Here is a 21898-nt window from a genome sequence, read left to right as displayed (position 1 = left end):
CCGGCAGCATAGTGAATATCACCCCGATAAATCAACCAGCGCAATGCGCGCGGAGGGAGTGATGCAAACTTACCAGACAGGCGATAGCCTGATTTTCAAAGTGCCGGAGCGCGAGATTTCCCTGCAGCCGGCAGCGCTCTATCCAGAGGCGTTCCCGGTAGCGGAGGCGGAGGCCGTTATTCAGCCGATTGCGCTGTCAATCCACAGCTGGGTGGTGCAGACCCCCTACGATCTGATTGTTATCGATACCGCCACCGGCAATGGTCGGGAGCGCGGCGGCAATCCGCTCTATCATCAACTTAACACGCCGTATCTGGAGAATCTCCGCGCCGCGAGAGTGAACCCGGAGGACGTGACCCTGGTGCTACTGACTCACCTGCATACCGACCATGTCGGATGGAATACCGTCTGGCAGGACGATCGCTGGGTGCCGCTGTTTCCCAACGCCCGCTATCTGTGCTCGGCAAAAGAGCTGTCGCGGGTGAAAAACAGCGAACGCTACCGGGCGCTGTGGCTTGACAGCCTGCTGCCGGTGATTGAGGCCGGCCAGCTGGAGACCGTCGATGTGGCGACCCGGCCGCGGGTCGGCGGACGGATCGACTTTATTCCCACCCCCGGCCACAGTCCGGACCATGCCGCGCTGGTCCTCGCCGCCGGAGATGACTACGCCTGTTTCTCCGGCGATCTTCTGCATTCCCCGATCCAGTTTGCCCATCCGCAGTGGAATTCAGCGTTCTGCGGCGATCCCCGGCAGGCGGAAGTCTCGCGACGGGAGATGATGGCGTGGGGGGCAAGCCATCATGCTCAATGGTTCACCGGGCATTTTGCCGGGCCTTCCTGCGGCTGGCTGGAGAAGGATAAGCAAGGTGACTATCGCTGGCGAGAGGCCGGGAAACAGGCTGCAGATAAGGGGAACAGTGATGAATAATGCGCAAACCGTGTTGGTTTTTGGCGCCACCGGTCAGCAGGGCGGCTCGGTGGCGCGGGCGCTGCTGCACCGCGGCTGGCGGGTTCGGGCGCTGGTCAGGGATCCTTTCTCCGCCGGGGCCGCTGCGCTGGCGGCGCGGGGAGCCGAGCTGGTCGTGGGTACCTTTGAAGACCGGGCGGCAATGCGGTCGGCGATGGCAGGGGTCGACGGCGTCTTCAGCGTCCAGCCCAGTTCGCCGGGAGGGACGGTGACCGATGAGCAGGAGGTACGCTACGGGATAACCATCGCCGATCTCGCCGTCGAGTGCGGGGTGAAGCATCTGGTGTACAGCTCCGGCAGCGCGACGGGGGAGACGCCGACCGGCGTAGCGCATTATGACACCAAAGCGGAAATTGAACGGCATATTCGCCGCCTGCCGCTGGCGGCGACCATCGTGCGGCCCGCCACCTTTATGGAGCTGCTGGTGATGCCTGGTTTTGGCCTTGATGAAGGTCGTTTTCAATTTTTTATGTTGCCGGAGGGGAGAATGCAGGTGCTGGCGGTGGAGGATATCGGCCATCTTGTCGCGGCGGTTTTTGCCGCGCCGGCGCGGTTTGCCGGCAAGACGTTCGAGATCGCCAGCGACAGCGTGACCGGTCGTCAGCTGGAGGTGTTATTCTCCGCGGCGGCGGGACGGCCGATCCCCTATTCGCGATTTTCCGACGAGGTGCTGGCCGCCAGTCCTTTTCTGCACAAGCTGACCGGGCTGGTGGACGACGGGCGGCTGGCCGGGCACGCCGACCTCGACGCCCTGCGCCAGCTGCACCCGCAGCTGCACACCTTCGCCGGCTGGCTGGCAGGCCCCGGCCGTCCCGCCTTCAAGCGGGCGCTGACCAGCGGGGCTCGCTGGGCGTTTGATCGTTAAAGGCTGGTGTTCTGGTTACCCGCCAGGCGCGCTGTCTCGTCGGTGACCGGCCGCCGCTAGCCGGCAGTCAGGATCGCGTCGGCCAGCACCGCTAAAATCCGCTCTGCGCGCGGGGCATGGGACGGTTGCTCCCGCAGCCAGGCAAGCGCGGCGATCAGATCGAACAGCTCCTCTCCGCTGAGATCTGGCCGTGCCAGCCCGGCCTGCTGCGCGCGGGTAAGCAGCGACGTACCGGCGGCGCGCAGGGCAACGCAGGCGCTATGCAGGGCGGACTCAGGATCGTCGATGGCGCTCATCAGCGGGGCGATGATCCCGCGATGCTGATGGGTAAACGCCACGCTCTCGGCCAGCCACTCCAGCAGCGCCGCGGCAGGATCGGCGGCGAGCAGAAGCGACTCAGCCCGGGCGGTTAGCGCCGCAAAGCGGCTGCGGAGCAGGGCTTCCAGCAGGCTGTCGCGGTTGGGAAAGTGGCGATAGAGGGTTCCCATTCCGACGCCCGCCCGGCGGGCGATATCGCGCAGCGAGGCCTCAGCGCCTTGCTCCACAAAGACGTCCCGGGCCACCTCGATCAACAGGTCATAATTTTTTCTGGCATCAGCTCTCATTGGCGTTCCTTGACAATCGGAGCACTGCTCCATATATTCGGAACAGTGCTCCGTTAAATATAACGCATTTCCATATGAGGAGAAAGCGATGTCGACGCAGATGATGAAGGCTGTTCAACAGCACGCCTTTGGCGGGCCGGAAGTCCTGAGCTATGAGGATGCGCCCATGCCGGTCCTGCAGGCCGGTGAAGTACTGGTACAGGTGCACGCGGTGGGCGTGAACCCGCCGGACAGCTATCTGCGCGATGGCTATCAACAGCTGCCCCCGGAGTGGCGGCCCGAGGTCCGCTTTCCCTTGATCCTCGGGACCGATCTCTCCGGGGTGGTGGTGGCGCGGGCGGATGACGTCCGGGAGGTGGCGGTCGGCGACGAAGTGTATGCTATGGCGCGTTTTCCCGAAGGGGCGGCAGGGGGCAGTCGCGCTTACGCCGAGTACGTTAGCGTGCCGGTCAGCGACCTCGCTCGCAAACCCCTAACCCTGAGCCATCAGCAGGCTGCCGCGGTGCCGATGTCGCTCCTGACCGCCTGGCAGTTCATGATCGATCCCGGGCATGAGGTGGCGAATCCGCTGCAGCCGGGGCCGCATCGGCCGGTGCCGCTGGCGGGTAAACGCGTCCTGGTCAACGGCGCGGCAGGGGGAGTCGGTCATTTCGCCGTGCAGCTGGCGAAGTGGCAGGGCGCCGAGGTGATTGCCGTCGCCGCGGGCCGCCATGAAGCCTTTTTACGTCAGCTCGGCGCCGATAGCGTTATCGACTATACAACCACTGCAGTGGAGGAGACGGTGCGTGACCTGGATCTGGTCATTGATGCGCCGGGCGGGCCGGCCAGCGGCCGTTTTTTGCGTACCCTGCGACCCGGCGGCGCGCTGTACCCGATCTTTCCGCTCGGCTTTGCCGGGGCGGAAGAGGCGCGACAGCGCGGAGTGACGGTCTCCACCACCCAGGTACGCTCCAGCGGCGCGCAGCTCGCCCGGCTTGCCGACCTGCTGGACGCCGGGGTCATCCGGGTTGCAATTGACAGCGTTTTCCCCCTTGCGCAGGCGCAGATGGCGCATGAGCGAGCAGCGCAGGGGCATCTTGAGGGCAAAATCGTGCTGTCGGTGATGGACTCGTCAGCCGGGTAATCCCCGACGGCCAGGGTTGCGTTTTTGCTTCTCCCTGCGGCGGACTAAAACAGCGCCAGCCGGGCAAGACGGTCCAGCGCGTTGCTCAGCGCCTCGTCCCCTGCGGTCAGGCTGATGCGAATAAATCCTTCTCCCCCTGCGCCAAAACCAGTGCCCGGCGCCACCAGAATATGCGCTTCCTGCAGCAGCAGGCGGGCAAACTCCTGCGAACGGTAGCCGGGCGGCACGCCGAGCCAGAGGAAGAAAGTGCCTTGTGCGTCACGCGCCGGCCAGCGCAGCGCAACCAGTCGACGCAGAACCCACTCCCGACGTTGATGATAGACCGCCGTTAGCTGCGCAATCCGTTCGGCCGGCAGGCTGAGCGCGGCGATCGCCGCATCCTGAATCGCGCCAAACACCGTGCTGTAGCTATGGGTGTGCAGCTTTTTAAACGCCCGGATAATCGAGGCGTTGCCGACCGCGAAGCCGAAGCGCCAGCCGGCCATATTAAAGGTCTTGGAAAAAGTATAGGTTTCCACTCCCCATGCTTTCGCGTCAGGCTGGGAGAAGAGGCTCAGCGGCGCATCGCTGGCCGCGCTGCCGATGGCCGCATAGGCAAAATCATGGAGGATCGGCACCTGGTGACGACGAGCAAACTGCAGCGCGCTGGCGAACAGCGCCGGCGTGGCGAGGGCGCCGGTTGGATTATGCGGATAGTTAAGCACCACCAGCCCGGCCTTGTCAGCGACTTCCCGGGGAAGATCGTTAAAATCCGGCAGGAAATGGTTCTCCGCCCTGAGCGGCAGGCCATAAAACGCCGCCTGGGACTGAAGCGCCGCCGAGCGGTAAATCGGATAGCAGGGATCGGTGGAGATGAGGTATTGCCCGGGGCTGAGCAGCGCCCGCGGGATGCCGCCTATACCGATATGCGACCCCTGAAACACGGCGATTTCGCTGTGCGGATCGAGTTCCACATCATACTGCCGGCGATAGAACCGGGCGATCGCCTCGCGGACCTGTGGTTTGCCCCAGAACGACGGGTAGCCATGGTTTTCACGACGATGAATAGCGCTCTGCAGCGAGTCGATCACTTCCGGCGGGGTGGGTTGATCCGGACTGCCGCTGGAAAGATCGATCAGCGGCAGCGCTTCGGTGTTGACCTCCGCGGCCAGTTTTTCCAGCAGGCTGAACAAATTCTCTTCCAGGGCGTCCACCAGCGGCGAAGCAGTAAAATCAGGCATAACATTCCCGGTTTAAATCACGAATAATTGACCATCTTTAAGGGATTTATAGCGGCTGGCTAAATAACAATATACGCAAAAGATTCTTGTTTTTAAGATATGTCGGTATAGCAAAAGTTAATGAGGAATTAGCAAAAGGAAATTCGGCGTTCTGGCTTACAACCCACAATCGGCTGTGATTTAATCGTTCAATATCGCCAACCCTCCAGGAAAATACCTTATGAACAAGTCAGTTGCGCGCGGGATCGCTCTCGCCCTGTTGTCGGCCACCTCTTTTTATGCCGCCGCCGACGCTCATCTTATCCGCGTCGGCTTTAACCCCGGGCCGTATAAAGAACAATTTGAGAAAGGCGTCGCGCCCTATTTATTGAGTAAAGGGTATAAAATCGAATATAAGGATTTCAGCGACGGTATTCAGGTGAATGACGCGGTAGCCCGCGGCGATATCGAAGCGAATATTATGCAGCATCCGGTATATCTGAAAGCAATTAATGAGCGGCTGGGGATCGATAACGTGGGCATTGTGCAGGTCCCCACGCCGCCGATGGGGCTGTATGGTGGGAAACTGACCACCCTGGGGACCCCGGCGGCGGGCACCGTCGTGTCGGTACCAAACCAGCCGTCAAATGAATATCGCGCGGTACTGGTGCTGGAGAGCCTTGGCTGGGTGAAAATTAAACCAGACAGCGATCCGGCCACTTTTTCGCAGCGTAACATCGTAGATAATCCTTACAAAATTGTCCTAAAAGAGATGGATAATGCCCAGCAGGTTCGCGCTCTGCCGGACGTCGACTATGGCCTGATTCAGGGCAATTTTGCCGTCTCCAGCGGTATGTCCCTGACCTCGGCATTAAAGCTGGAAGCAGCCACCAGCCATTTTATTAATGTCGTGACCGTCGCCGGTAAAAATCAGAAGGCGCAGTTTGCCAAAGATATTATCGATGGCTACCACTCGGCCGAGTTCAAAAAATATATTCTCAGCCATCCGCAGTATGATGGTTACCTGCTGCCTGACTATTTAAAATGAATAACGCGATGATAGAATTTCGCCACGTCAGTAAAAGCTTTTCCAGGAAAGGACATCCGGTTCTGGCCTTGCAGGATATTAATCTCAGCATTGAGCGAGGCGATATTTTTGGCATTATTGGCTACAGCGGGGCAGGAAAAAGCACCTTATTACGGCTGATTAATCGTCTGGAAACACCTGGCGAGGGCGAGGTACTGTTAAACGGCGAGCCGCTACAGGACTGCAGCGGCCAGCGCCTGCAGGCCATCAAAAAAGATATCGGCATGATCTTTCAGAATTTTAATCTGCTGAATTCGAAAACCGTTTTTCATAACATCGCCATCCCGCTTATTTTACAGAGGCGCGACAAGGCCTTTATCCAGGCGCGGGTGGCGGAACTGCTGGCGTTCGTCGATCTGAGCGACAAAATCCACAGCTACCCTAATGAGCTGTCGGGCGGACAAAAGCAGCGGGTCGGTATTGCCCGGGCGCTGGCCACCAACCCGTCGGTCCTTCTATGCGATGAAGCCACCTCGGCGCTCGACCCCCACACTACGGTGCAGATCTTACTGCTTTTGCAGGAGATTAATCGTCGGTATGGCATCACCATCGTACTGATCACCCATGAGATGTCGGTGATCCAGAAAATCTGTCACAAGGTGGCGGTGATGCAGGCGGGCCGTATCGTTGAACAGGGGGCGGTTTTTGATCTCTTTGCTCAGCCGCAGCATCCGGTCACTGCCAGTTTCGTGCAGTCGGTGGTGCACGACCGCCTGCCGCAGCGGGTGGCGTCGTTCCTGCAGCGCGATAACGGCGCCCGGGCTTTACGCCTCGAATTTGTCGGCGCGACGGCGCAGCAGCCGATTATTAACCACCTGATCCGCGAGTATGCTGTCGAGGTGAATATCCTGTTTGCCAGCATGTCTGAAGTTCAGGGCCGGATTCTGGGATTTATGATTGTGCAGCTCCTCGGCGAGCCTGACGAAACCGACCGCGCCATCACCCATCTGGTCGATGCAGGAGTGCAAATCACCCATGTTTGATCTTATTGATACCGCCATCACCGGTGAGCAGTTTCTGCTGGCGCTGCATGACACCCTGATTATGGTCGCCGTCTCGCTGGGCTTTGGCGCGCTGATCGGCGTACCGTTAGGGATTGTGCTGGTGGTTTGCCGTCCCGGCGGCATCGTGGCCAACCCGGTGGTGCATCAGGCGCTGAATCCGCTGATTAACGTGCTGCGTTCGCTGCCGTTTATCATTTTGCTGATTGTGATCCTGCCCTTTACCCGACTGCTGGTGGGCACCACTATCGGCACCGCGGGGGCCATCGTGCCGCTGATCGTTTTTGTCGCCCCCTACATTGCCCGGCTGGTGGAGAGCTCACTGCTGGAGGTGGATGAGGGGATCCTCGAAGCCGCGGATGCTATGGGCGCGACCCCCCTGCAGACGGTCTGGCACTTTATGCTGCCGGAGGCGGCGGCATCGCTGATTCTGGCCCTTACCACGGCGACCATCGGCCTGCTTGGTGCGACCGCCATGGCAGGAACGGTGGGCGGCGGCGGAATTGGCGACCTGGCGATCACCTACGGCTATCAGCGTTTCGACGCCTTTGCCACCCTCACCACCGCCCTGGTGCTGATTGTTATTGTCCAGCTTATTCAGACGCTGGGGACCCGCCTGGCTCGCCGGCTGCGTCGCGATTAATCGCTCTACCGCGCCGGGGTTGACCCGGCTAGCGTGCGCAGACCGCGGCGAAGGCGCTGGCTACCCGCGCAATATTGCCGTGGTTGAGCCCGGCCACGCAGACCCGACCGCTGGCGATCAGATAGATGCCATGCTCTTGACGCAGAACGTCTACCTGATCGGCGCTAAAGCCGGTGTAACTGAACATGCCGCGCTGGGTCAGCAGATAGGAAAAATCCCCCGCCGGCAGGGCTGCCTGCAGGGCCTTCACCAGCGCGACGCGCATGGCGCTGATGCGGGTGCGCATGGCCTCCACTTCTTCCTGCCACAGGGCATTCAGCTCGGGATCGTTGAGCACCTGCGACACCACCTGGGCGCCAAACCCCGGCGGGCTGGAGTAGTTGCGCCGCACGGTGGCTTTCAGCTGGCCCAGCACGCGCCCGGCGATATCGGCATTGTCACAGACCACTGACAGGCCGCCAACCCGCTCGCCATACAGCGAAAATATCTTGGAAAACGAGTTGCTGACCAGCGCCGTCAGCCCGGCGCTGGCGATGGCGCGAATGGCATAGGCATCCTCGTCCAGTCCGCGGCCGAAGCCCTGGTAGGCGATATCAAGGAATGGGATCAGCTCCCTGCCGATCAGCACCTCAATCACGCGATCCCACTGCTCGCGGGTGAGATCGGCCCCCGTCGGGTTATGGCAGCAAGGGTGAAGCAGCACAATGCTGCGCGGCGGCAGCTGCTGGAGGGCGGCGAGCATAGCGGGGAAGTTCACCCCGCGGGTGGCGCTGTCGAACCAGGGATAGGTATGTACCTCAAAGCCGGCGCCGGCAAAGATGGCAACGTGGTTCTCCCAGGTTGGATCGCTGACCCAGACCGCGGAGTCGGGGAAGTAGCGCTTGAGGAAATCAGCGCCCACCTTTAGCGCGCCGGAGCCCCCCAGTGTCTGGATGGTGGCGATGCGTCCGGCACGCAACGCCGGATGATTGTCGCCAAACTGCAGGGTCTGGACCGCGCGGCGATAGGGCGCCAGCCCCTCCATCGGCAGATAAAGGCTGGCCTTTTGCTGCTGACTCTGCAGCCGGTCAGCGGCCTGACGGACCGCCTCCAGCTGGGGAATAATGGCCTGCTCGTTATAGTACAGCCCGATGCTGAGGTTAACTTTGTCTGCCCGGGGATCCTGTTGAAAGGCTTCCATCAGCGACAGGATAGGATCGCCCGCATAGGCGTCAACGTTCTGAAACACAGTGGTTACTCCTGAAATGACCGTCAAAGGTGAAGCCATTACACCGCGTAGCGTCCGGGACGGTGGTTCATGGCGATAATCGAATTCAAAATCACGGCGCCGAGGACAGAGACCAGCAGCATCGGCAGGCTAACCACCCACAGCGAGGCGGTGACGATGCAGGCGTCAACCACCATCTGGAATTTACCGGCGCGGATGCCGCTTTTGTCCTGCAGATAGAGGGCCAGAATATTAACGCCGCCGAGGCTCGCTTTATGGCGAAACAGCACCACAAAGCCGATGCCGACCATGATGTTGCCGAAGAGGGTGGCGTAATAGGGATTCAGGCGATCGACATGGATAAAGTAACCGTGCAGGTCAGAGAACAGGGACACCAGTCCGACCGCGCAGAAGGTTTTCAGCGTGAAGGCGGCGCCCATCCGCCGGACAGAGAGCCAGTAGAATGGCAGGTTAATGACGAAGAAGACCACGCCAAACGGCAGGTGGGTGGCATAGTGGATCAGAAAGGCCATGCCCGCCGTCCCGCCGGTCAGGGCGCCAGCCTGGCGAAATAAAATAATGCCAAAGGAGATCATCAGCGTGCCGAACAGCAGCGCCAGGGTATCCTCCAGCCAGGTGTGGGTCAGTTTTTCAGGGGAAAGGATATTATCCATAAATAAGCACTATCTTTTCGTTAACAAGGATAAGCTCTTGTTTGCAAAAATCGCACCAGAGGAGCGTGCCCTGGCGAGCGTTTGCGGAAAAAATACCCGTGGTTTAGCCTAACCTGTTGTTCTGACAGGAAGAGAAAATTGCACGGGGCGTGCGTTTTATGGTTTCCGAATGCGTGAATTGTGCGAACTTGCCGCTTGTCGCGCATTGTCTGGCCCCGCGTCTGCACCAGCGCAGGGCACTGTGCCCCGGTTCAGCGCAGCGGGGTCGTGCCCGGCATCAGCTGGCCGTTCTCTTTAAGGCGGTTGAGCACGACGGCGGTTTTCAGATGGGCCACCCCTTTGTTTTGCGCCAGAATATGGCTGATCAAATGGCTCAGACCGGGCAGGTCCGGGACCGTTACCCGCAGCAGATAATCGGCGTCGCCGGTGGTTTTCCAGGCGTCCAGAATGGCGTCCACTTCACTGAGCATCTGATGAAAGCTCTCCACGCATTGCGGGGTGTGATTCAGCAGACGCACCTCAATCAGGCCAAGCATCTCCTGCCCGGCGGCATCCGGCGCCAGACGCGCATGGTAGCCGAGGATAAGCTGTGCCTGTTCAAGGGCGATACGGCGGCGCGAACACTGGGAAGCGGACAGGCCGATAAGCTCGCTCAGCTCCTGATTGGTTAAACGGCCATTGGCCTGCAGCAGGGTAAGTATTTTCAGATCATAGTCGTCGATGTTGTACATAGTGGCCACTAGCGGAACGTAAAAGTGGCTACCAGCCTAACAGTTTTTTGCCTGGCGTGAAGCCTGAGCGGACGGCGGCAAACCGGATGCACCAAAACGGGTCAGGTTCATGCATTAATCCGCTCTTTTTCTCATGATCTGTGCGTTATCTGGCCAGTTTTCGCGTGTGATGCGCCAGGTCGGCGCCGACATGACCAGCTACCGGAACTGATTTAAAAAGAATATTTGAATATATTTCAATTAATTAATTTTTGTCTGACGCTGCAAGGCGCTCCGCTGGCCTGAAAGTTGCTACCGGCGAACGTGACTTTTTACAGACAGGGGCAGGTCAGAGATGACAACGCAGCAAGAGCATCAGTTAAAACGCGGGTTAAAAAACCGCCACATCCAGTTGATCGCCCTCGGGGGGGCGGTCGGCACCGGACTGTTTTTAGGTATCGCGCAAACGATCCGTATGGCAGGCCCGTCGGTCCTGCTGGGGTACGCCATCGCCGGGGTTATCGCTTTCTTTATCATGCGTCAGCTTGGCGAAATGGTGGTAGAGGAGCCGGTGGCGGGGTCGTTCAGCCATTTCGCCAACCGCTACTGGGGGCCCTTCGCCGGGTTTATGTCCGGCTGGAATTACTGGGTGTTGTACGTGCTGGTAAGCATGGCGGAGCTGACGGCGGTGGGGATCTATATTCAGTACTGGTGGCCGGAGGTACCCACCTGGCTGTCGGCGGCGATCTTCTTCGTGGCGATCAACGCCATCAACCTGACGCACGTCAAAGTGTATGGCGAGCTGGAGTTCTGGTTCTCGATTGTCAAAGTGGCCGCCATCATCAGCATGATCGCCTTTGGCTGCTATCTGTTATTTAGCGGTCACGGCGGCCCGGCGGCGACGGTGGCCAACCTGTGGCAGGACGGGGGATTTTTCCCTAACGGCATCACGGGCTTGGTGATGGCCATGGCGGTGATCATGTTCTCCTTCGGCGGGCTTGAGCTGGTGGGGATCACCGCGGCGGAAGCCGACGAACCGCATAAAACCATTCCCAAAGCCACCAACCAGGTGATCTACCGTATTCTGCTGTTTTACGTGGGGTCGCTGGCGGTCCTGCTGTCACTCTACCCGTGGCGGAACGTCGTGGAAGGGGGAAGCCCCTTTGTGCTGATCTTTCACGCCATTGACAGCAATATTGTGGCCAACGCCCTCAATCTGGTGGTGCTCACCGCCGCGCTGTCGGTCTACAACAGCTGCGTCTACTGCAACAGCCGGATGCTGTTCGGCCTGGCTCAGCAGGGCAACGCCCCGCGTGCGCTGCTGCGGGTGAACCACCGCGGGATCCCATTGACCGCCCTGGCGGTATCCGCCGTCGCCACGGCGCTTTGCGTGGTGATTAACTATGTGATGCCCGGGAAAGCCTTTGCCCTGCTGATGGCCCTGGTGGTGGCCGCCCTGGTCATCAACTGGGCGATGATCTGCATCACTCATCTTAAGTTCCGCCGCGCCATGCAGCGGGCGGGGAAGGTAACGGCTTTCCAGAGTTTCGCCTATCCCCTGACAAACTGGCTGTGTCTGCTGTTTCTCGCCGCGATCCTCGGGGTGATGTATCTGACCCCGGACATCCGCATCTCCGTCTGCCTGATCCCGGTATGGCTGCTGATCCTTGCTGCAGGCTATCTGCTGCGCAGGAAAAGCGCGCCGGCGCCGGTGGCGGCGCTTGAGGAGCGTTAATCTGCGACGCCCTGCCTGGCGGCAGGGCGATATTATTGCGCTGAAAATATATAGCGCCAATATATAGGATGGTTTATATAATTACGATAAATGATAATTAACAATATCACGCTGAATATAAATTAGAATGTGAGGAGACCGCGCGCTTTTTATTGATCTTGCGTACCGCTTTGCTACTATCCAGCCGGCATTGAGACTGTATTTAATAATGCCTGGAAATGGAATAGTAAAAACCATAATGGAGTAGGGTATGAAGCATGTGCACAAGCTGGCCTGGATAGGCCTGTTCGTCAATATTATTATCTGTTTTGTCGCGCGAAATTTATTACTTGATGAAGGACAGCTGAACTTCCATAGTCGGGCGGACGGCGTATGGTCCTGGCTGGTGCTGGCCCTGTTTATTGCCGTGGTGGTTCAGGCGATCAGCATAATGCTGTCAGGCCGCTACCCTTATCTGGCCATCGTCCTGGCGTTTGTTGGCGGCATCGTGATGGTGCCCGCCAGCGTGATCTTTCTGGTGGGTAGTCTGTTCAGCTTGCAAACGCGGATTAACGCCGGATTTACGCCCTGGCGATCAACCACGGCAGTGGGCGAGGCTGATAACCAGCAGCTATTAACCTTTAATGCCTCAGGCTTTTATCCCCAAGGGGCGCTGGCGCTCATCGCCGGGATCATTATTTTAATGATTGGCATGGGGATAGGCGGAGTATTTATTGCCGCCGGTATTGTTGCGCTGTGCAATGGCTATCGTCTGCAAAATCGGGTGGTGATTGGCGTGAGCGGCGAGTCGATGATATTTACGCCGGGGCTTTATGCCGATACCTACGTTATTCCCTTGCGGGATGTTGCCGTAGTTGAACGCAGCAATAATGATGCGAAAGTCCGGCTGCTGATCCGTTCCAGCGGCAGAAGCTTCACGTTGCGTAAAAAACTGCTCGCCGGCGATAAGGTTAATGACGCCTTCGCCGCCATTCTGGCAAAACTGACTACCGTTTAATGCTGGCAGAATAGAGAAGCCGCCAGGCGGCGCGAGGCGTCCTGGCGGTGAAAGGTGGGGTTAGCCTGCGCGGCTACCGTACCAGCTTGTCTCTTACGAACAGCACTGCCTGTTAATCCACGTTAGTAAAATAATCGCGCGCGGCGGTCTCAACGCGTTTCGCATCCAGCCCGGTCTTCTCAGTGATCTGTTCGATAAACGATTTAAATTTTTCGCTCATCACGTTACCCCCTTCCCAGTGGGCGACGTAAAATTTGCACTGATAGCGATAAAAATGGAGAGTGGTATCTCCTAACGTGTAATACATGCGCTTCTCCTGTCCGGTAGTACGGTTGCCGCGTCCACAGCGTCAGCAACCTCTTTTTCATTACGATCGATCTGCATTCTATCCTCCTCCCAATTGGCTGAAATTTCCAGCGGTGCTTTGCGCCATGGAGCAGGATAAAGCAATGTTAATCTGCGGATAGATAGTGATTTTTTCTAAGGTGGCGCAAAAGTAGCGGTTACCTGCGGGCCGCGCAGGTAACCGGAGAAGAGGGCGGATTAGCGCAGCGTGTTGCGCTCGTCGTCGGACAGGTCCAGGGTCTGCACCATACCACTTTCAGCAGAGCGCACCGCCGCTTCCAGAACGGCCATCACCGCCAGCGCTTCCACCGGCGGCACCGGATTGGCGATCTGGCCCTTCAGCGCATCGCGGATCAGCATATAGTACTGGCGCTGATCCCCCTGCGGGGTAGCCTGCGCGTGGGCCTGCAGCGAGGCATCATAGATAACCAGCGGGTCGTCATCCTGGCCCCAGCCGGCGCTGCCCGGTACCACGCCCGCCAGCAGCTGGCTCTCCTGTTGGTCGGCCCGCGCTTTGATAACGCTACCTTTATCGCCGTGCACGGTGAAGCGCGACGAGCCGCCCGCGACCAGCATGCTGGAGTGCAGAATCACTTTATGCGCCGGGTAGTTTAATACCACATGCGCCCAGTCGTTGATCTCCGCCCCGTCGCGCAGGGTGGCTATGTTACCTTGCACCGACTGCGGCAAACCAAATAGCTGCAGCGCCTGGTCGATCAGGTGCGGCCCCAGGTCAAACCACAAGCCGCTGCCCGGGACGTTCTGCTCGCGCCAGCGGACGCGGACTTCCGGGCGGAAGCGGTCGAAATGCGACTCGAAGTGTTTCACCGCGCCGAGGGTGCCTTGCTCAATCACCTGACGGATCCCGAGATAGTCGCTGTCCCAGCGGCGGTTATGGAAGACGGAAAGCAGACGCTGTTTCTCCTCCGCCAGGGCGATCAGCTCCCGGGCCTCCTGCATATCGAGGGTAAAGGGCTTATCCACCACCACATGTTTGCCGGCGTTCAGCGCCAGGCGGGCCAGCGGGGCGTGCGTGGCGTTAGGGGAGGCGATGACCACCAGGTCAACGTCCGGATGCTGGACCGCAGCTTCCGGGGAGGCGATCACCGTGACGTCCGGCAGGTCGCGTTTGACCTTCTCTTCATCGCGGGAAGCGACGAACGCCAGGTTCAGCCCCGGCACCGAACGGATAAGCGGCGCGTGGAAGGTCTTACCGACGAATCCGTAGCCAATCAGGGCGATATTTATCGTGTTGTTACTCATCAGGTTCTCCACGTTGTTAAGCGTCAGCAATATGTACAGAGAGGGCGGGGTCATCCCCCAGCTCAGCCCAGGGACGATCAAGAAAAAGATGGTGAATGTCGCTGAGCCCGGCCACCCGCCACGGTTCGCAGCGGTTGAGTTTGGTATGGTCCGCCACCAGCCAGTGCTCGGCGCTGGCGGCCAGCATGGCGCGTTTAACGTCGGCATCAGCTTCCTGGCTGGCGCTCAGCCCCAGCCCGGCATGGAGCGCGCAGGCGCCGAGAATGGCGATATCGGCCCGGTAGCGGGTGACCAGCGCCAGGGTGGCGCTGCCGGCGAACAGCCGTTGTTTACTATCCCACTGGCCGCCAAGCAGGATCAGCTGGATATCGGCACGGTCGCTGAACAGCTGAGCGATATCCAGAGATGCCGTGATCACGGTCAACGGCCCTTTCAGCTGGGCTGCCACCGCCAACAGCGTGCTTCCAGCGTCGAGAAACAGCGTCGAGCCAGAGGGAATGCGCGCGGCGACCTGCTGACCCAGGCGCTGCTTGGTCTGGGTGAGAAGAGCGTTTCTGCCCTGGCGCGTCATGGCCGGGACGTTAAGGGCGATGGCCCCGCCGTGGCTTTTCTGCAGCACGCCCTGTTGTTCCAGGTCGCTCAGATCGCGGCGAATAGTATCGGCCGACACCTGCAGCTCTGCAACCAGTTCGCTAATGCTCAGCTGACCGGTTTCGCTAAGCCTGTCGAGAATATGTTTTTGCCTGGCGAGCTTATGCATGCCCATTGACTCCGCAAATTAACGCAATAAACAGCATAATACAGCAAGAAGTTGCAAAATAAACGGCAAAACGTCGCTCTGTATGTGTTGAATCGTGAAGAACTTGATTTCACTAAGTTTTAACGTTAAATGAGGGGAGCGCCGCGACCGGGGGCGAAAGCGCTTTTCAATGAAGCGACTAGGCCTGTATTTCCGGGTCATTAAAAGCAAGAATGCGCGCTTTCGCGTACCTTATAGAGAAGGCGCGTAATTTAGCAGATATGGATTAACGGAGGTTGAGTGGACGCGATTAAAGGCTCGGAGTTGCAGATACCGGACGCGATCTTCGCGTGGGTGCTCGACGGGCAGGGGGGCGTTAAGCCGCTCGCCGATGACGATATTATCGACAAAGACAAGCCTTGCTGGCTGCATCTCAACTATACCCATAGCGACAGCGCCGACTGGCTGGCGGCCACCCCGTTGCTGCCCAATAACGTACGCGATGCCCTGGCGGGAGAGAGCACCCGGCCGCGGGTGACGCGGATCGGCGACGGGGCGCTGATCACCCTGCGCTGTATCAACGGCAGTACCGATGAGCGGCCCGACCAGCTGGTGGCGATGCGCCTGTATATGGATGAGCGGCTGATCGTCTCCACTCGTCAGCGCAAAGTGCTGGCGCTGGACGATGTGCTGGGCGACCTGAAGGAAGGTAATGGCCCGACGGACGGCGGCAGCTGGCTGGTGGAGGTATGCGATGCGTTGACCGATCATGCCAGCGAGTTTATCGAACAACTGCACGATCGCATTATCGACCTGGAAGACGACCTGCTCGATCAGCAGGTGCCGCCGCGCGGATTTCTCGCGCTGCTGCGTAAGCAGCTGATTGTGATGCGCCGCTATATGGCGCCGCAGCGCGACGTTTATGCCCGGCTGGCCAGCGAGCGGCTGCCGTGGATGAGTGACGATCAGCGGCGGCGAATGCAGGATATTGCCGAGCGGCTGGGGCGCGGTCTGGATGAGATCGACAGCTGTATCGCGCGGACGGCGATCATGAGCGACGAGATCGCCCAGATTATGCAGGAGTCGCTGGCGCGGCGGACCTATACCATGTCATTGATGGCGATGGTGTTTCTACCCAGCACCTTTTTAACCGGCCTGTTCGGCGTCAACCTCGGCGGGATCCCTGGCAACAGCTGGCATCTGGGGTTTAGCCTTTTCTGCTTGATGTTAGTCGTTGTCATCGGTGGTGTTGCGTGGTGGTTACATCGCAGTAAATGGCTGTAAAGAATCGCCTTTTAGCGGCTGTAGTGCCGGGAAAACCCGGCAATGTTTGAGCGAAATCAATAAACCATCTACCCATTCAGGGCAATATCTCTCTCGCAGGTGAATGCAACGTCAAGCGATGGGCGTTGCGCTCCATATTGTCTTACTTCCTTTTTTGAATTACTGCATAGCACAATTGATTCGTACGACGCCGGCTTTGTTGAGTCGGCTTTTTTTTTGCGCTCTCCGGACCAGCTTCTACCCTTACTAAGACACCCGACGGTTTCTGGCCGTTGACGCCTGCGGGTACGCCCGTATCACTCTCCGGGAGGCCTCTATGTATTACGCTTCAGAGCTGACAGCCCAGTCTATCCCTATCTCGCCCGAGCCGAACGATCCGGCTCCTTTACCCGATCCACGACCGCGTCCGCAGCCCCAGCCCGATCCGCCGCCTGACGAAGAGCCGATTAAATTGTCGCATCAGGCGCGGAGATCTGCGAGGATACGCGCCTGCAGATTGTCTGCCTTTTAATACGAGAATACATTGTGACCGCTTTTTCTACCCTGACTGTTTTACCTGCCGCCCAATTAGCCAACCTTAACGAGCTGGGTTATCTGTCGATGACCCCGGTTCAGGCCGCCGCCCTGCCGGCGATCCTCGCGGGGAAAGATGTGCGCGTGCAGGCAAAAACCGGCAGCGGAAAAACGGCCGCATTTGGGCTGGGTCTGCTGCAGCATATCGATCCGGCGCGCTTCGAGACCCAGTCGCTGGTGTTGTGCCCGACCCGCGAGCTGGCCGATCAGGTCGCCGGCGAGCTGCGCCGCCTGGCGCGCTGCCTGCCGAACATCAAGATTCTGATGCTCTGCGGCGGGCAGCCCTTTGGCGCCCAGCGAGATTCCCTGCAGCATGCCCCGCATATTATCGTCGCCACCCCGGGCCGTCTGCTCGATCATCTGCAGAAGGGAACGGTCTCCCTTGACGCGCTGCAGACCCTGGTGATGGACGAAGCGGACCGCATGCTCGATATGGGCTTTAGCGATGCCATTGATGAGGTGATCCGCTTCGCACCGGCTGACCGGCAGACGCTGCTGTTCTCTGCTACCTGGCCGGCGGCAATCGCGGCGATCAGCGGCCGGGTGCAGCGCAATCCGCAGACAATTGAGATCGACACTGTCGATGCGCTCCCGGCGATTGAGCAGCAGTTCTTTGAAGTTTCCCGCCACGGTAAGATTGCCCTGCTGCAGCGCCTGCTCAGCCAGCATCAGCCCGCATCCTGCGTGGTGTTCTGCAATACCAAACGCGATTGCCAGGCGGTCTGCGATGCGCTCAACGCCGCCGGGCAGAGCGCCTTGTCGCTGCATGGTGACCTTGAGCAGCGCGATCGCGATCAGACGCTGGTGCGCTTCGCTAACGGCAGCGTCCGGGTTCTGGTGGCGACCGACGTCGCTGCCCGCGGTCTGGACATCAAATCCCTGGCGCTGGTGGTGAATTTCGAGCTGGCCTGGGATCCGGAGGTGCATGTTCACCGCATCGGCCGTACCGCCCGCGCCGGTGAACAAGGGCTGGCCATCAGCTTCTGTGCGCCGGAAGAGGCGCAGCGCGCCACTATTCTGGCCGACATGCTGCAGCTTTCCCTGAACTGGCTGCCGGCGCCGACGGGCAACACCATCGCGCCGCTGACGGCGGAGATGGCGACGCTGTGTATCGACGGCGGGAAAAAGGCGAAAATGCGCCCGGGAGATGTGCTGGGAGCCCTGACCGGGGATATGGGCTTTGATGGTGCCGATATCGGCAAAATTACCGTCCACCCGGCCCACGTCTATGTGGCGATCCGCCAGAATATGGCGCAGAAGGCGTATAAGCAGTTACAAAATGGCAAGATCAAAGGTAAATCCTGCCGCGTACGACTGCTGAAGTAAGGGCAGGAGAGTGCGTCTCAGGCGGCTGCCTGAGACGCGTGAGGGTTATTTCACTTCCACCACGTTCAGACGCAGCTCATCGAGACGGGCGTCTTCTTCTTCCGGCTGCCAGCCGGCGGGCTGCAGGGGAATATCTTCCCGGTCAAACGCCAGATCGCCACCATCCACCACCTCTGAGCCGTGGGTGATACCTTTAAAATCAAACAGATTGACGTCGCTCAGGTGCGAAGGCACCACGTTCTGCATCGCGCTGAACATGGTTTCAATGCGCCCAGGATAACGCTTATCCCAGTCGCGGAGCATATCGGCGATCACCTGGCGCTGCAGGTTTGGCTGCGAACCGCACAGGTTGCACGGAATAATCGGGAAGCCTTTGGCCTGGGAGAAGCGCTCGATGTCCTTTTCGCGGCAGTAGGCCAGCGGGCGGATGACGATGTGTTTGCCGTCGTCGCTCATCAGCTTCGGCGGCATCCCTTTCATTTTGCCGCCGTAGAACATATTCAAAAACAGCGTCTGCAGGATATCGTCGCGATGATGGCCGAGGGCGATCTTGGTCGCCCCGAGCTCGGTGGCGGTACGATAGAGGATGCCGCGACGCAGGCGAGAGCACAGCGAGCAGGTGGTTTTTCCTTCCGGGATCTTCTCTTTGACGATGCCGTAGGTGTTCTCTTCGACAATCTTGTATTCAACCCCCAGCTGCTCCAGATACGCCGGCAGAATATGCTCCGGGAACCCTGGCTGCTTCTGATCGAGGTTCACCGCCACCAGCGAGAAGGAGATGGGCGCGCTTTTCTGCAGATTGCGCAGGATCTCCAGCATGGTATAGCTGTCCTTGCCGCCTGAAAGACAAACCATAATGCGGTCGCCCTCTTCAATCATATTGAAGTCGGCAATCGCCTCACCGACGTTGCGGCGCAGACGTTTCTGCAGCTTATCGATGTTGTACTTTTCTTTTTTACTGATTTCTTGGTTTTGCAGCATGTAATAGTGGCTCAATTCATAGTGTGGCATCAGAAGAGCACGCATTCTGCCAGCCGCTGAACAACGTGGCGCTGGCGCGTAGCAATTATTGAGGTTTGACAGGCAACCGTGGCGTGTATGGTACGGATTCAGGGGCGGAATGTCAGCATCTTTCCGGCACTTTCGGCAGCGAGCAGCCAGGCGGGGGCGGCTGATGCGGAAATAAAAAGCCCGCCGGGCGGCGGGCTGCGGCGTTAGCGGACCACCAGTACCGAGCACTCGGCGTGACGAACCACCGCGGCGGCGTTGGAGCCCAGCAGATAAGTTGTGATATCCGGTCGGTGCGAAGCGATGATCACCAGGTCGGCTGGCAGCGACTTGGCCAGCGCAAGGATTTTATCTTTTGGCGATCCTTCCGCGACGTGAAAATGCATCCGGTCTTCCGGGATGGAGAACTGCTTCGCGATCTCTTTCAATTGCGTTTCAGAACCCTCACGCAGCTCATCCATGCCGGGAAGCTCAGCGGTATAGGCCATTCCCAGTGAGGCATAATAGGGCAGAGAAGGGATCACGGTGAGGAAATGCACCTCGGCGTCGTCAATCCGCGCTTCCGATTCAACGTGACTGATAATGCGTTCAGTAAATTCTTTATCAGAGATATCGATAGGGACAAGAATCATTCTGCTCATAAAACCTCCTGTTTAAGTATCCCTTCATATTGTACGGTATTAGGGCACGTTTTGTATCATGACCGCAGTCACACTTTGACATTAACGTAGCTTGCGTTCGGGAAATTTTCCTTTGATCACCCCATCATAATACCGGCCTTTTGACACCACCTGTAAAAAATCATGAAAAATACGCGGTGGGACCCCGGTATATTGTAATGGCGGCTGGTGATAGAAATAGATTTCCAGTGTGGCGGAGGCGTCATCGTAGGCGACGGAGATAATTCGGGAAGATTTAACCGGATGGTGGTGCATGATGGACGTCCTCGGGCAAGCACTGACTGGCCATGACTATATCATTAAACGGACGGCTATTTTAGTCCGCGAGATATAGCGTTTTGTTTTATCTGCAGCGAGGCGGGTGGGGGAAAGCCCGCCGGAACCGGCGGGCAGGCGCATCAGAACTGGTAAACCAGGCCCAGGGCGACGATGTTATCGGTAGAGATACCGTTGTCTTCGTAGAATTTGTCGTTACCATCCAGCAGGTTGATTTTGTAATCAACATAGGTGGACATATTACGGTTGAAGTAATAGGTCGCGCCAACGTCCATATATTTGACCAGATCTTTATCGGCATAGCGGCCGTTATTGTACAGATCTTTGCCTTTGGACTGCAGGTAGGAGATGGCCGGACGCAGGCCGAAGTCGAACTGATACTGCGCGGTGACTTCGAAGTTTTGTGTTTTATTGGCCACGCCGTCATTGCCGTACGGGGTCATATTGCGGGTTTCAGAGTACATGGTCGCCAGGTAGATATCGTTGGCGTCGTACTTCAGGCCGGCGGTCCAGGCTTCCGCTTTATCGCCGCGCGCGTTGGTCTGGGTCATCTGATCGTTAGTACGGTCAGACGAGGTGTAAGCTGCCGCCGCGCTGATGCCCATGCCGAAGTCGTAGGAAGTAGAGAGGCCGAAACCATCGCCATTGTCGAAGCGAACATCGCTGTCGCTGCTGCGGTTATTGGTGCCGACGTTGATATCCTGCGCGTTCTGGCCTTCGTTTTTACCCTGATACTGCAGGGCGAAGTTCAGACCCTCCACCAGACCGAAGAAATCGCTGTTACGGTAGGTTGCGACGCCGTTGGCGCGGCCTGCCATAAAGTTATCCGCATAGGTGTAGGAGTCGCCGCCGAACTCCGGCAGCATATCGGTCCAGCCTTCAACGTCGTACAGCACGCCGTAGTTACGACCGTAGTCGAAGGAGCCGTAATCGCCCACTTTGATACCGGCGAATGCCAGACGGGTCCACGCCTGATCGCTGGAGGTCTCGGTGTTGTTGGCCTGAACGTTATATTCCCACTGGCCATAGCCGGTAAGCATATCGTTGATCTGGGTTTCGCCTTTAAAGCCAAAACGTAAATAAGTTTGATCGCCGTCTTTTTTCGAGTCGCTGGAGAAATAATGCAGACCATCTACCTTGCCATAGAGATCTAATTTATTCCCGTCTTTATTATAAATTTCCGCCGCATGCGCGGCACCGGCGGCTAATAAAGCCGGAATAACGAGGGCCAGTACTTTTCTTTTCATGAAGAAATTCCTTTAACTGTTTTTATGTTTTAACTTCCGGGTGGGAAGTGAACTCATGCTAAAGGAGCGGTCTGAGATCCGGTAAGACTCAATTGTTACGATATAAGTAAAATCTAAAATAAATAATACCAATGAAATGGTGATAGTTATGCTGAATGCATTTATAGATAATATACAAAATAAAAATTATACATGCCCGGGCTAATCACGTATTATTTGCGCGTTATATGCCTTTATTGTCATGCCAATAATTTATTGTTGCCGTCTCATTCTGCGGAATGATGTTGTTTATCGGTAAAACGACAAGCCCGAACGTTGTGTTCGGGCTTTTTTTATGGACAAAG

Annotated in this window: 23 protein-coding genes; 11 read left to right on the top strand and 12 right to left on the bottom strand. The window is 58.2% G+C overall.

All coding sequences use genetic code 11. The features are described 5' to 3' along the window. Nucleotides 1–58: 58 nt before the first annotated feature. Entirely contained in the window at nucleotides 59–928 is an 870-nt protein-coding gene (locus OHJ17_RS14235) for an MBL fold metallo-hydrolase (protein ID WP_072196968.1), read from the top strand. Then, nucleotides 921–1832, top strand: coding sequence for an NmrA/HSCARG family protein (locus OHJ17_RS14230; RefSeq protein WP_015958266.1), 912 nt, complete (start codon nucleotides 921–923; stop codon nucleotides 1830–1832). The genes OHJ17_RS14235 and OHJ17_RS14230 overlap by 8 nt, the downstream gene beginning before the upstream one ends. 56 nt (nucleotides 1833–1888) lie before the next feature. Here the strand turns inward: OHJ17_RS14230 and OHJ17_RS14225 are convergent, their stop codons facing one another. Continuing rightward, the gene (locus OHJ17_RS14225) at nucleotides 1889–2437 is read right to left on the bottom strand and encodes a TetR/AcrR family transcriptional regulator (RefSeq protein WP_004179582.1); all 549 of its coding nucleotides are present in this window, start codon (nucleotides 2435–2437) and stop codon (nucleotides 1889–1891) included. Between the two features lie 88 nt (nucleotides 2438–2525). On the opposite strand from OHJ17_RS14225, the gene OHJ17_RS14220 reads away from it, so the two are divergent. Further along, nucleotides 2526–3560 (top strand): NADP-dependent oxidoreductase, encoded by a 1035-nt coding sequence (locus tag OHJ17_RS14220; RefSeq protein ID WP_004176407.1) that lies wholly within the window; start codon nucleotides 2526–2528, stop codon nucleotides 3558–3560. Nucleotides 3561–3604: 44 nt separating this feature from the next. Here the strand turns inward: OHJ17_RS14220 and OHJ17_RS14215 are convergent, their stop codons facing one another. Further along, on the bottom strand, nucleotides 3605–4780 hold the full coding sequence (locus OHJ17_RS14215; RefSeq protein WP_032432964.1) for an aminotransferase class I/II-fold pyridoxal phosphate-dependent enzyme: 1176 nt from the start codon (nucleotides 4778–4780) through the stop codon (nucleotides 3605–3607). Nucleotides 4781–5000: 220 nt separating this feature from the next. On the opposite strand from OHJ17_RS14215, the gene OHJ17_RS14210 reads away from it, so the two are divergent. The 3 genes from OHJ17_RS14210 to OHJ17_RS14200 are packed head-to-tail and all read left to right on the top strand — an operon-like array spanning nucleotide 5001 to nucleotide 7490. Then, nucleotides 5001–5807: a MetQ/NlpA family ABC transporter substrate-binding protein gene (locus OHJ17_RS14210; protein WP_002902393.1), complete on the top strand. Its 807-nt coding sequence runs from the start codon at nucleotides 5001–5003 to the stop codon at nucleotides 5805–5807. An 8-nt stretch (nucleotides 5808–5815) separates the two neighbouring features. Continuing rightward, entirely contained in the window at nucleotides 5816–6829 is a 1014-nt protein-coding gene (locus OHJ17_RS14205; protein WP_032432966.1) for a methionine ABC transporter ATP-binding protein, read from the top strand. Beyond that, a complete protein-coding gene (locus tag OHJ17_RS14200) occupies nucleotides 6822–7490 on the top strand; it encodes a methionine ABC transporter permease (protein ID WP_021469281.1) in 669 nt (222 codons plus the stop codon). Before OHJ17_RS14205 ends, OHJ17_RS14200 begins: the two co-directional genes overlap by 8 nt. Before the next feature lie 28 nt (nucleotides 7491–7518). On the opposite strand, the gene OHJ17_RS14195 is transcribed toward OHJ17_RS14200, so the two are convergent. From OHJ17_RS14195 to OHJ17_RS14185, 3 genes are all read right to left on the bottom strand, one after another. Continuing rightward, entirely contained in the window at nucleotides 7519–8718 is a 1200-nt protein-coding gene (locus tag OHJ17_RS14195; protein ID WP_002902399.1) for an amino acid aminotransferase, read from the bottom strand. Nucleotides 8719–8756: 38 nt separating this feature from the next. Further along, a complete protein-coding gene (locus OHJ17_RS14190; protein ID WP_032432669.1) occupies nucleotides 8757–9371 on the bottom strand; it encodes a YitT family protein in 615 nt (204 codons plus the stop codon). Between the two features lie 251 nt (nucleotides 9372–9622). Beyond that, complete coding sequence (locus OHJ17_RS14185; RefSeq protein WP_002902405.1) at nucleotides 9623–10102, bottom strand: Lrp/AsnC family transcriptional regulator; 480 nt, start codon at nucleotides 10100–10102, stop codon at nucleotides 9623–9625. 334 nt (nucleotides 10103–10436) lie between these two features. Here OHJ17_RS14185 and OHJ17_RS14180 point away from each other — a divergent pair, with 334 nt between their 5' ends. Both OHJ17_RS14180 and OHJ17_RS14175 read left to right on the top strand, forming a co-directional pair. Next, nucleotides 10437–11816 (top strand): amino acid permease, encoded by a 1380-nt coding sequence (locus OHJ17_RS14180; RefSeq protein ID WP_002902408.1) that lies wholly within the window; start codon nucleotides 10437–10439, stop codon nucleotides 11814–11816. 250 nt (nucleotides 11817–12066) lie between these two features. Further along, nucleotides 12067–12813 (top strand): hypothetical protein, encoded by a 747-nt coding sequence (locus tag OHJ17_RS14175; protein ID WP_002902411.1) that lies wholly within the window; start codon nucleotides 12067–12069, stop codon nucleotides 12811–12813. A 112-nt stretch (nucleotides 12814–12925) separates the two neighbouring features. Here the strand turns inward: OHJ17_RS14175 and OHJ17_RS14170 are convergent, their stop codons facing one another. The 3 genes from OHJ17_RS14170 to OHJ17_RS14160 form a co-directional block, all read right to left on the bottom strand. Beyond that, entirely contained in the window at nucleotides 12926–13120 is a 195-nt protein-coding gene (locus tag OHJ17_RS14170; protein WP_004176404.1) for a hypothetical protein, read from the bottom strand. A 236-nt stretch (nucleotides 13121–13356) separates the two neighbouring features. After that, nucleotides 13357–14475 (bottom strand): oxidoreductase, encoded by a 1119-nt coding sequence (locus OHJ17_RS14165; RefSeq protein ID WP_045326772.1) that lies wholly within the window; start codon nucleotides 14473–14475, stop codon nucleotides 13357–13359. After that, complete coding sequence (locus OHJ17_RS14160; RefSeq protein WP_004213984.1) at nucleotides 14438–15181, bottom strand: DeoR/GlpR family DNA-binding transcription regulator; 744 nt, start codon at nucleotides 15179–15181, stop codon at nucleotides 14438–14440. Before OHJ17_RS14160 ends, OHJ17_RS14165 begins: the two co-directional genes overlap by 38 nt. Before the next feature lie 279 nt (nucleotides 15182–15460). Here OHJ17_RS14160 and zntB point away from each other — a divergent pair, with 279 nt between their 5' ends. From zntB to dbpA, 3 genes are all read left to right on the top strand, one after another. Next, nucleotides 15461–16444: a zinc transporter ZntB gene (gene zntB, locus OHJ17_RS14155; RefSeq protein ID WP_004148192.1), complete on the top strand. Its 984-nt coding sequence runs from the start codon at nucleotides 15461–15463 to the stop codon at nucleotides 16442–16444. Between the two features lie 334 nt (nucleotides 16445–16778). Further along, nucleotides 16779–16955 carry a proline-rich small protein YnaL gene (locus OHJ17_RS26410; protein WP_303632692.1) on the top strand — a complete coding sequence of 59 codons (177 nt, stop codon included), beginning with the start codon at nucleotides 16779–16781 and terminating at the stop codon, nucleotides 16953–16955. A 14-nt stretch (nucleotides 16956–16969) separates the two neighbouring features. Continuing rightward, nucleotides 16970–18343, top strand: coding sequence for an ATP-dependent RNA helicase DbpA (dbpA, locus tag OHJ17_RS14150; RefSeq protein WP_004151591.1), 1374 nt, complete (start codon nucleotides 16970–16972; stop codon nucleotides 18341–18343). Between the two features lie 45 nt (nucleotides 18344–18388). On the opposite strand, the gene ttcA is transcribed toward dbpA, so the two are convergent. The 4 genes from ttcA to ompK37 form a co-directional block, all read right to left on the bottom strand. Further along, complete coding sequence (gene ttcA, locus OHJ17_RS14145; protein WP_002902422.1) at nucleotides 18389–19324, bottom strand: tRNA 2-thiocytidine(32) synthetase TtcA; 936 nt, start codon at nucleotides 19322–19324, stop codon at nucleotides 18389–18391. A gap of 233 nt (nucleotides 19325–19557) precedes the next feature. After that, complete coding sequence (gene uspF / locus OHJ17_RS14140; RefSeq protein WP_004140161.1) at nucleotides 19558–19992, bottom strand: universal stress protein UspF; 435 nt, start codon at nucleotides 19990–19992, stop codon at nucleotides 19558–19560. An 81-nt stretch (nucleotides 19993–20073) separates the two neighbouring features. Further along, complete coding sequence (locus OHJ17_RS14135) at nucleotides 20074–20286, bottom strand: KTSC domain-containing protein (protein ID WP_002902432.1); 213 nt, start codon at nucleotides 20284–20286, stop codon at nucleotides 20074–20076. Nucleotides 20287–20429: 143 nt separating this feature from the next. Continuing rightward, nucleotides 20430–21554: a porin OmpK37 gene (ompK37, locus tag OHJ17_RS14130; RefSeq protein ID WP_004176397.1), complete on the bottom strand. Its 1125-nt coding sequence runs from the start codon at nucleotides 21552–21554 to the stop codon at nucleotides 20430–20432. Nucleotides 21555–21898: the final 344 nt, after the last annotated feature.

The sequence above is a fragment of the Klebsiella sp. KP20-425-1 genome, assembly GCF_025813515.1.
Lineage (GTDB): Bacteria > Pseudomonadota > Gammaproteobacteria > Enterobacterales > Enterobacteriaceae > Klebsiella > Klebsiella pneumoniae.
The sequence above is the reverse complement of the archived record's forward strand: the minus strand, read 5'-3'. Positions and strand labels throughout refer to the sequence as shown.

Coding starts and splice junctions, on each gene's coding strand:
- OHJ17_RS14230 (WP_015958266.1), top strand. CDS start 921: ATGAATAATGCGCAAACCGTGTTGGTTTTTGGCGCCACCGGTCAGCAG.
- OHJ17_RS14225 (WP_004179582.1), bottom strand. CDS start 2,437: ATGAGAGCTGATGCCAGAAAAAATTATGACCTGTTGATCGAGGTGGCC.
- OHJ17_RS14220 (WP_004176407.1), top strand. CDS start 2,526: ATGTCGACGCAGATGATGAAGGCTGTTCAACAGCACGCCTTTGGCGGG.
- OHJ17_RS14215 (WP_032432964.1), bottom strand. CDS start 4,780: ATGCCTGATTTTACTGCTTCGCCGCTGGTGGACGCCCTGGAAGAGAAT.
- OHJ17_RS14210 (WP_002902393.1), top strand. CDS start 5,001: ATGAACAAGTCAGTTGCGCGCGGGATCGCTCTCGCCCTGTTGTCGGCC.
- OHJ17_RS14205 (WP_032432966.1), top strand. CDS start 5,816: ATGATAGAATTTCGCCACGTCAGTAAAAGCTTTTCCAGGAAAGGACAT.
- OHJ17_RS14200 (WP_021469281.1), top strand. CDS start 6,822: ATGTTTGATCTTATTGATACCGCCATCACCGGTGAGCAGTTTCTGCTG.
- OHJ17_RS14190 (WP_032432669.1), bottom strand. CDS start 9,371: ATGGATAATATCCTTTCCCCTGAAAAACTGACCCACACCTGGCTGGAG.
- OHJ17_RS14185 (WP_002902405.1), bottom strand. CDS start 10,102: ATGTACAACATCGACGACTATGATCTGAAAATACTTACCCTGCTGCAG.
- OHJ17_RS14180 (WP_002902408.1), top strand. CDS start 10,437: ATGACAACGCAGCAAGAGCATCAGTTAAAACGCGGGTTAAAAAACCGC.
- OHJ17_RS14175 (WP_002902411.1), top strand. CDS start 12,067: ATGAAGCATGTGCACAAGCTGGCCTGGATAGGCCTGTTCGTCAATATT.
- OHJ17_RS14170 (WP_004176404.1), bottom strand. CDS start 13,120: ATGTATTACACGTTAGGAGATACCACTCTCCATTTTTATCGCTATCAG.
- OHJ17_RS14165 (WP_045326772.1), bottom strand. CDS start 14,475: ATGACCCCGCCCTCTCTGTACATATTGCTGACGCTTAACAACGTGGAG.
- OHJ17_RS14160 (WP_004213984.1), bottom strand. CDS start 15,181: ATGCATAAGCTCGCCAGGCAAAAACATATTCTCGACAGGCTTAGCGAA.
- ttcA (WP_002902422.1), bottom strand. CDS start 19,324: ATGCTGCAAAACCAAGAAATCAGTAAAAAAGAAAAGTACAACATCGAT.
- uspF (WP_004140161.1), bottom strand. CDS start 19,992: ATGAGCAGAATGATTCTTGTCCCTATCGATATCTCTGATAAAGAATTT.
- OHJ17_RS14135 (WP_002902432.1), bottom strand. CDS start 20,286: ATGCACCACCATCCGGTTAAATCTTCCCGAATTATCTCCGTCGCCTAC.
- ompK37 (WP_004176397.1), bottom strand. CDS start 21,554: ATGAAAAGAAAAGTACTGGCCCTCGTTATTCCGGCTTTATTAGCCGCC.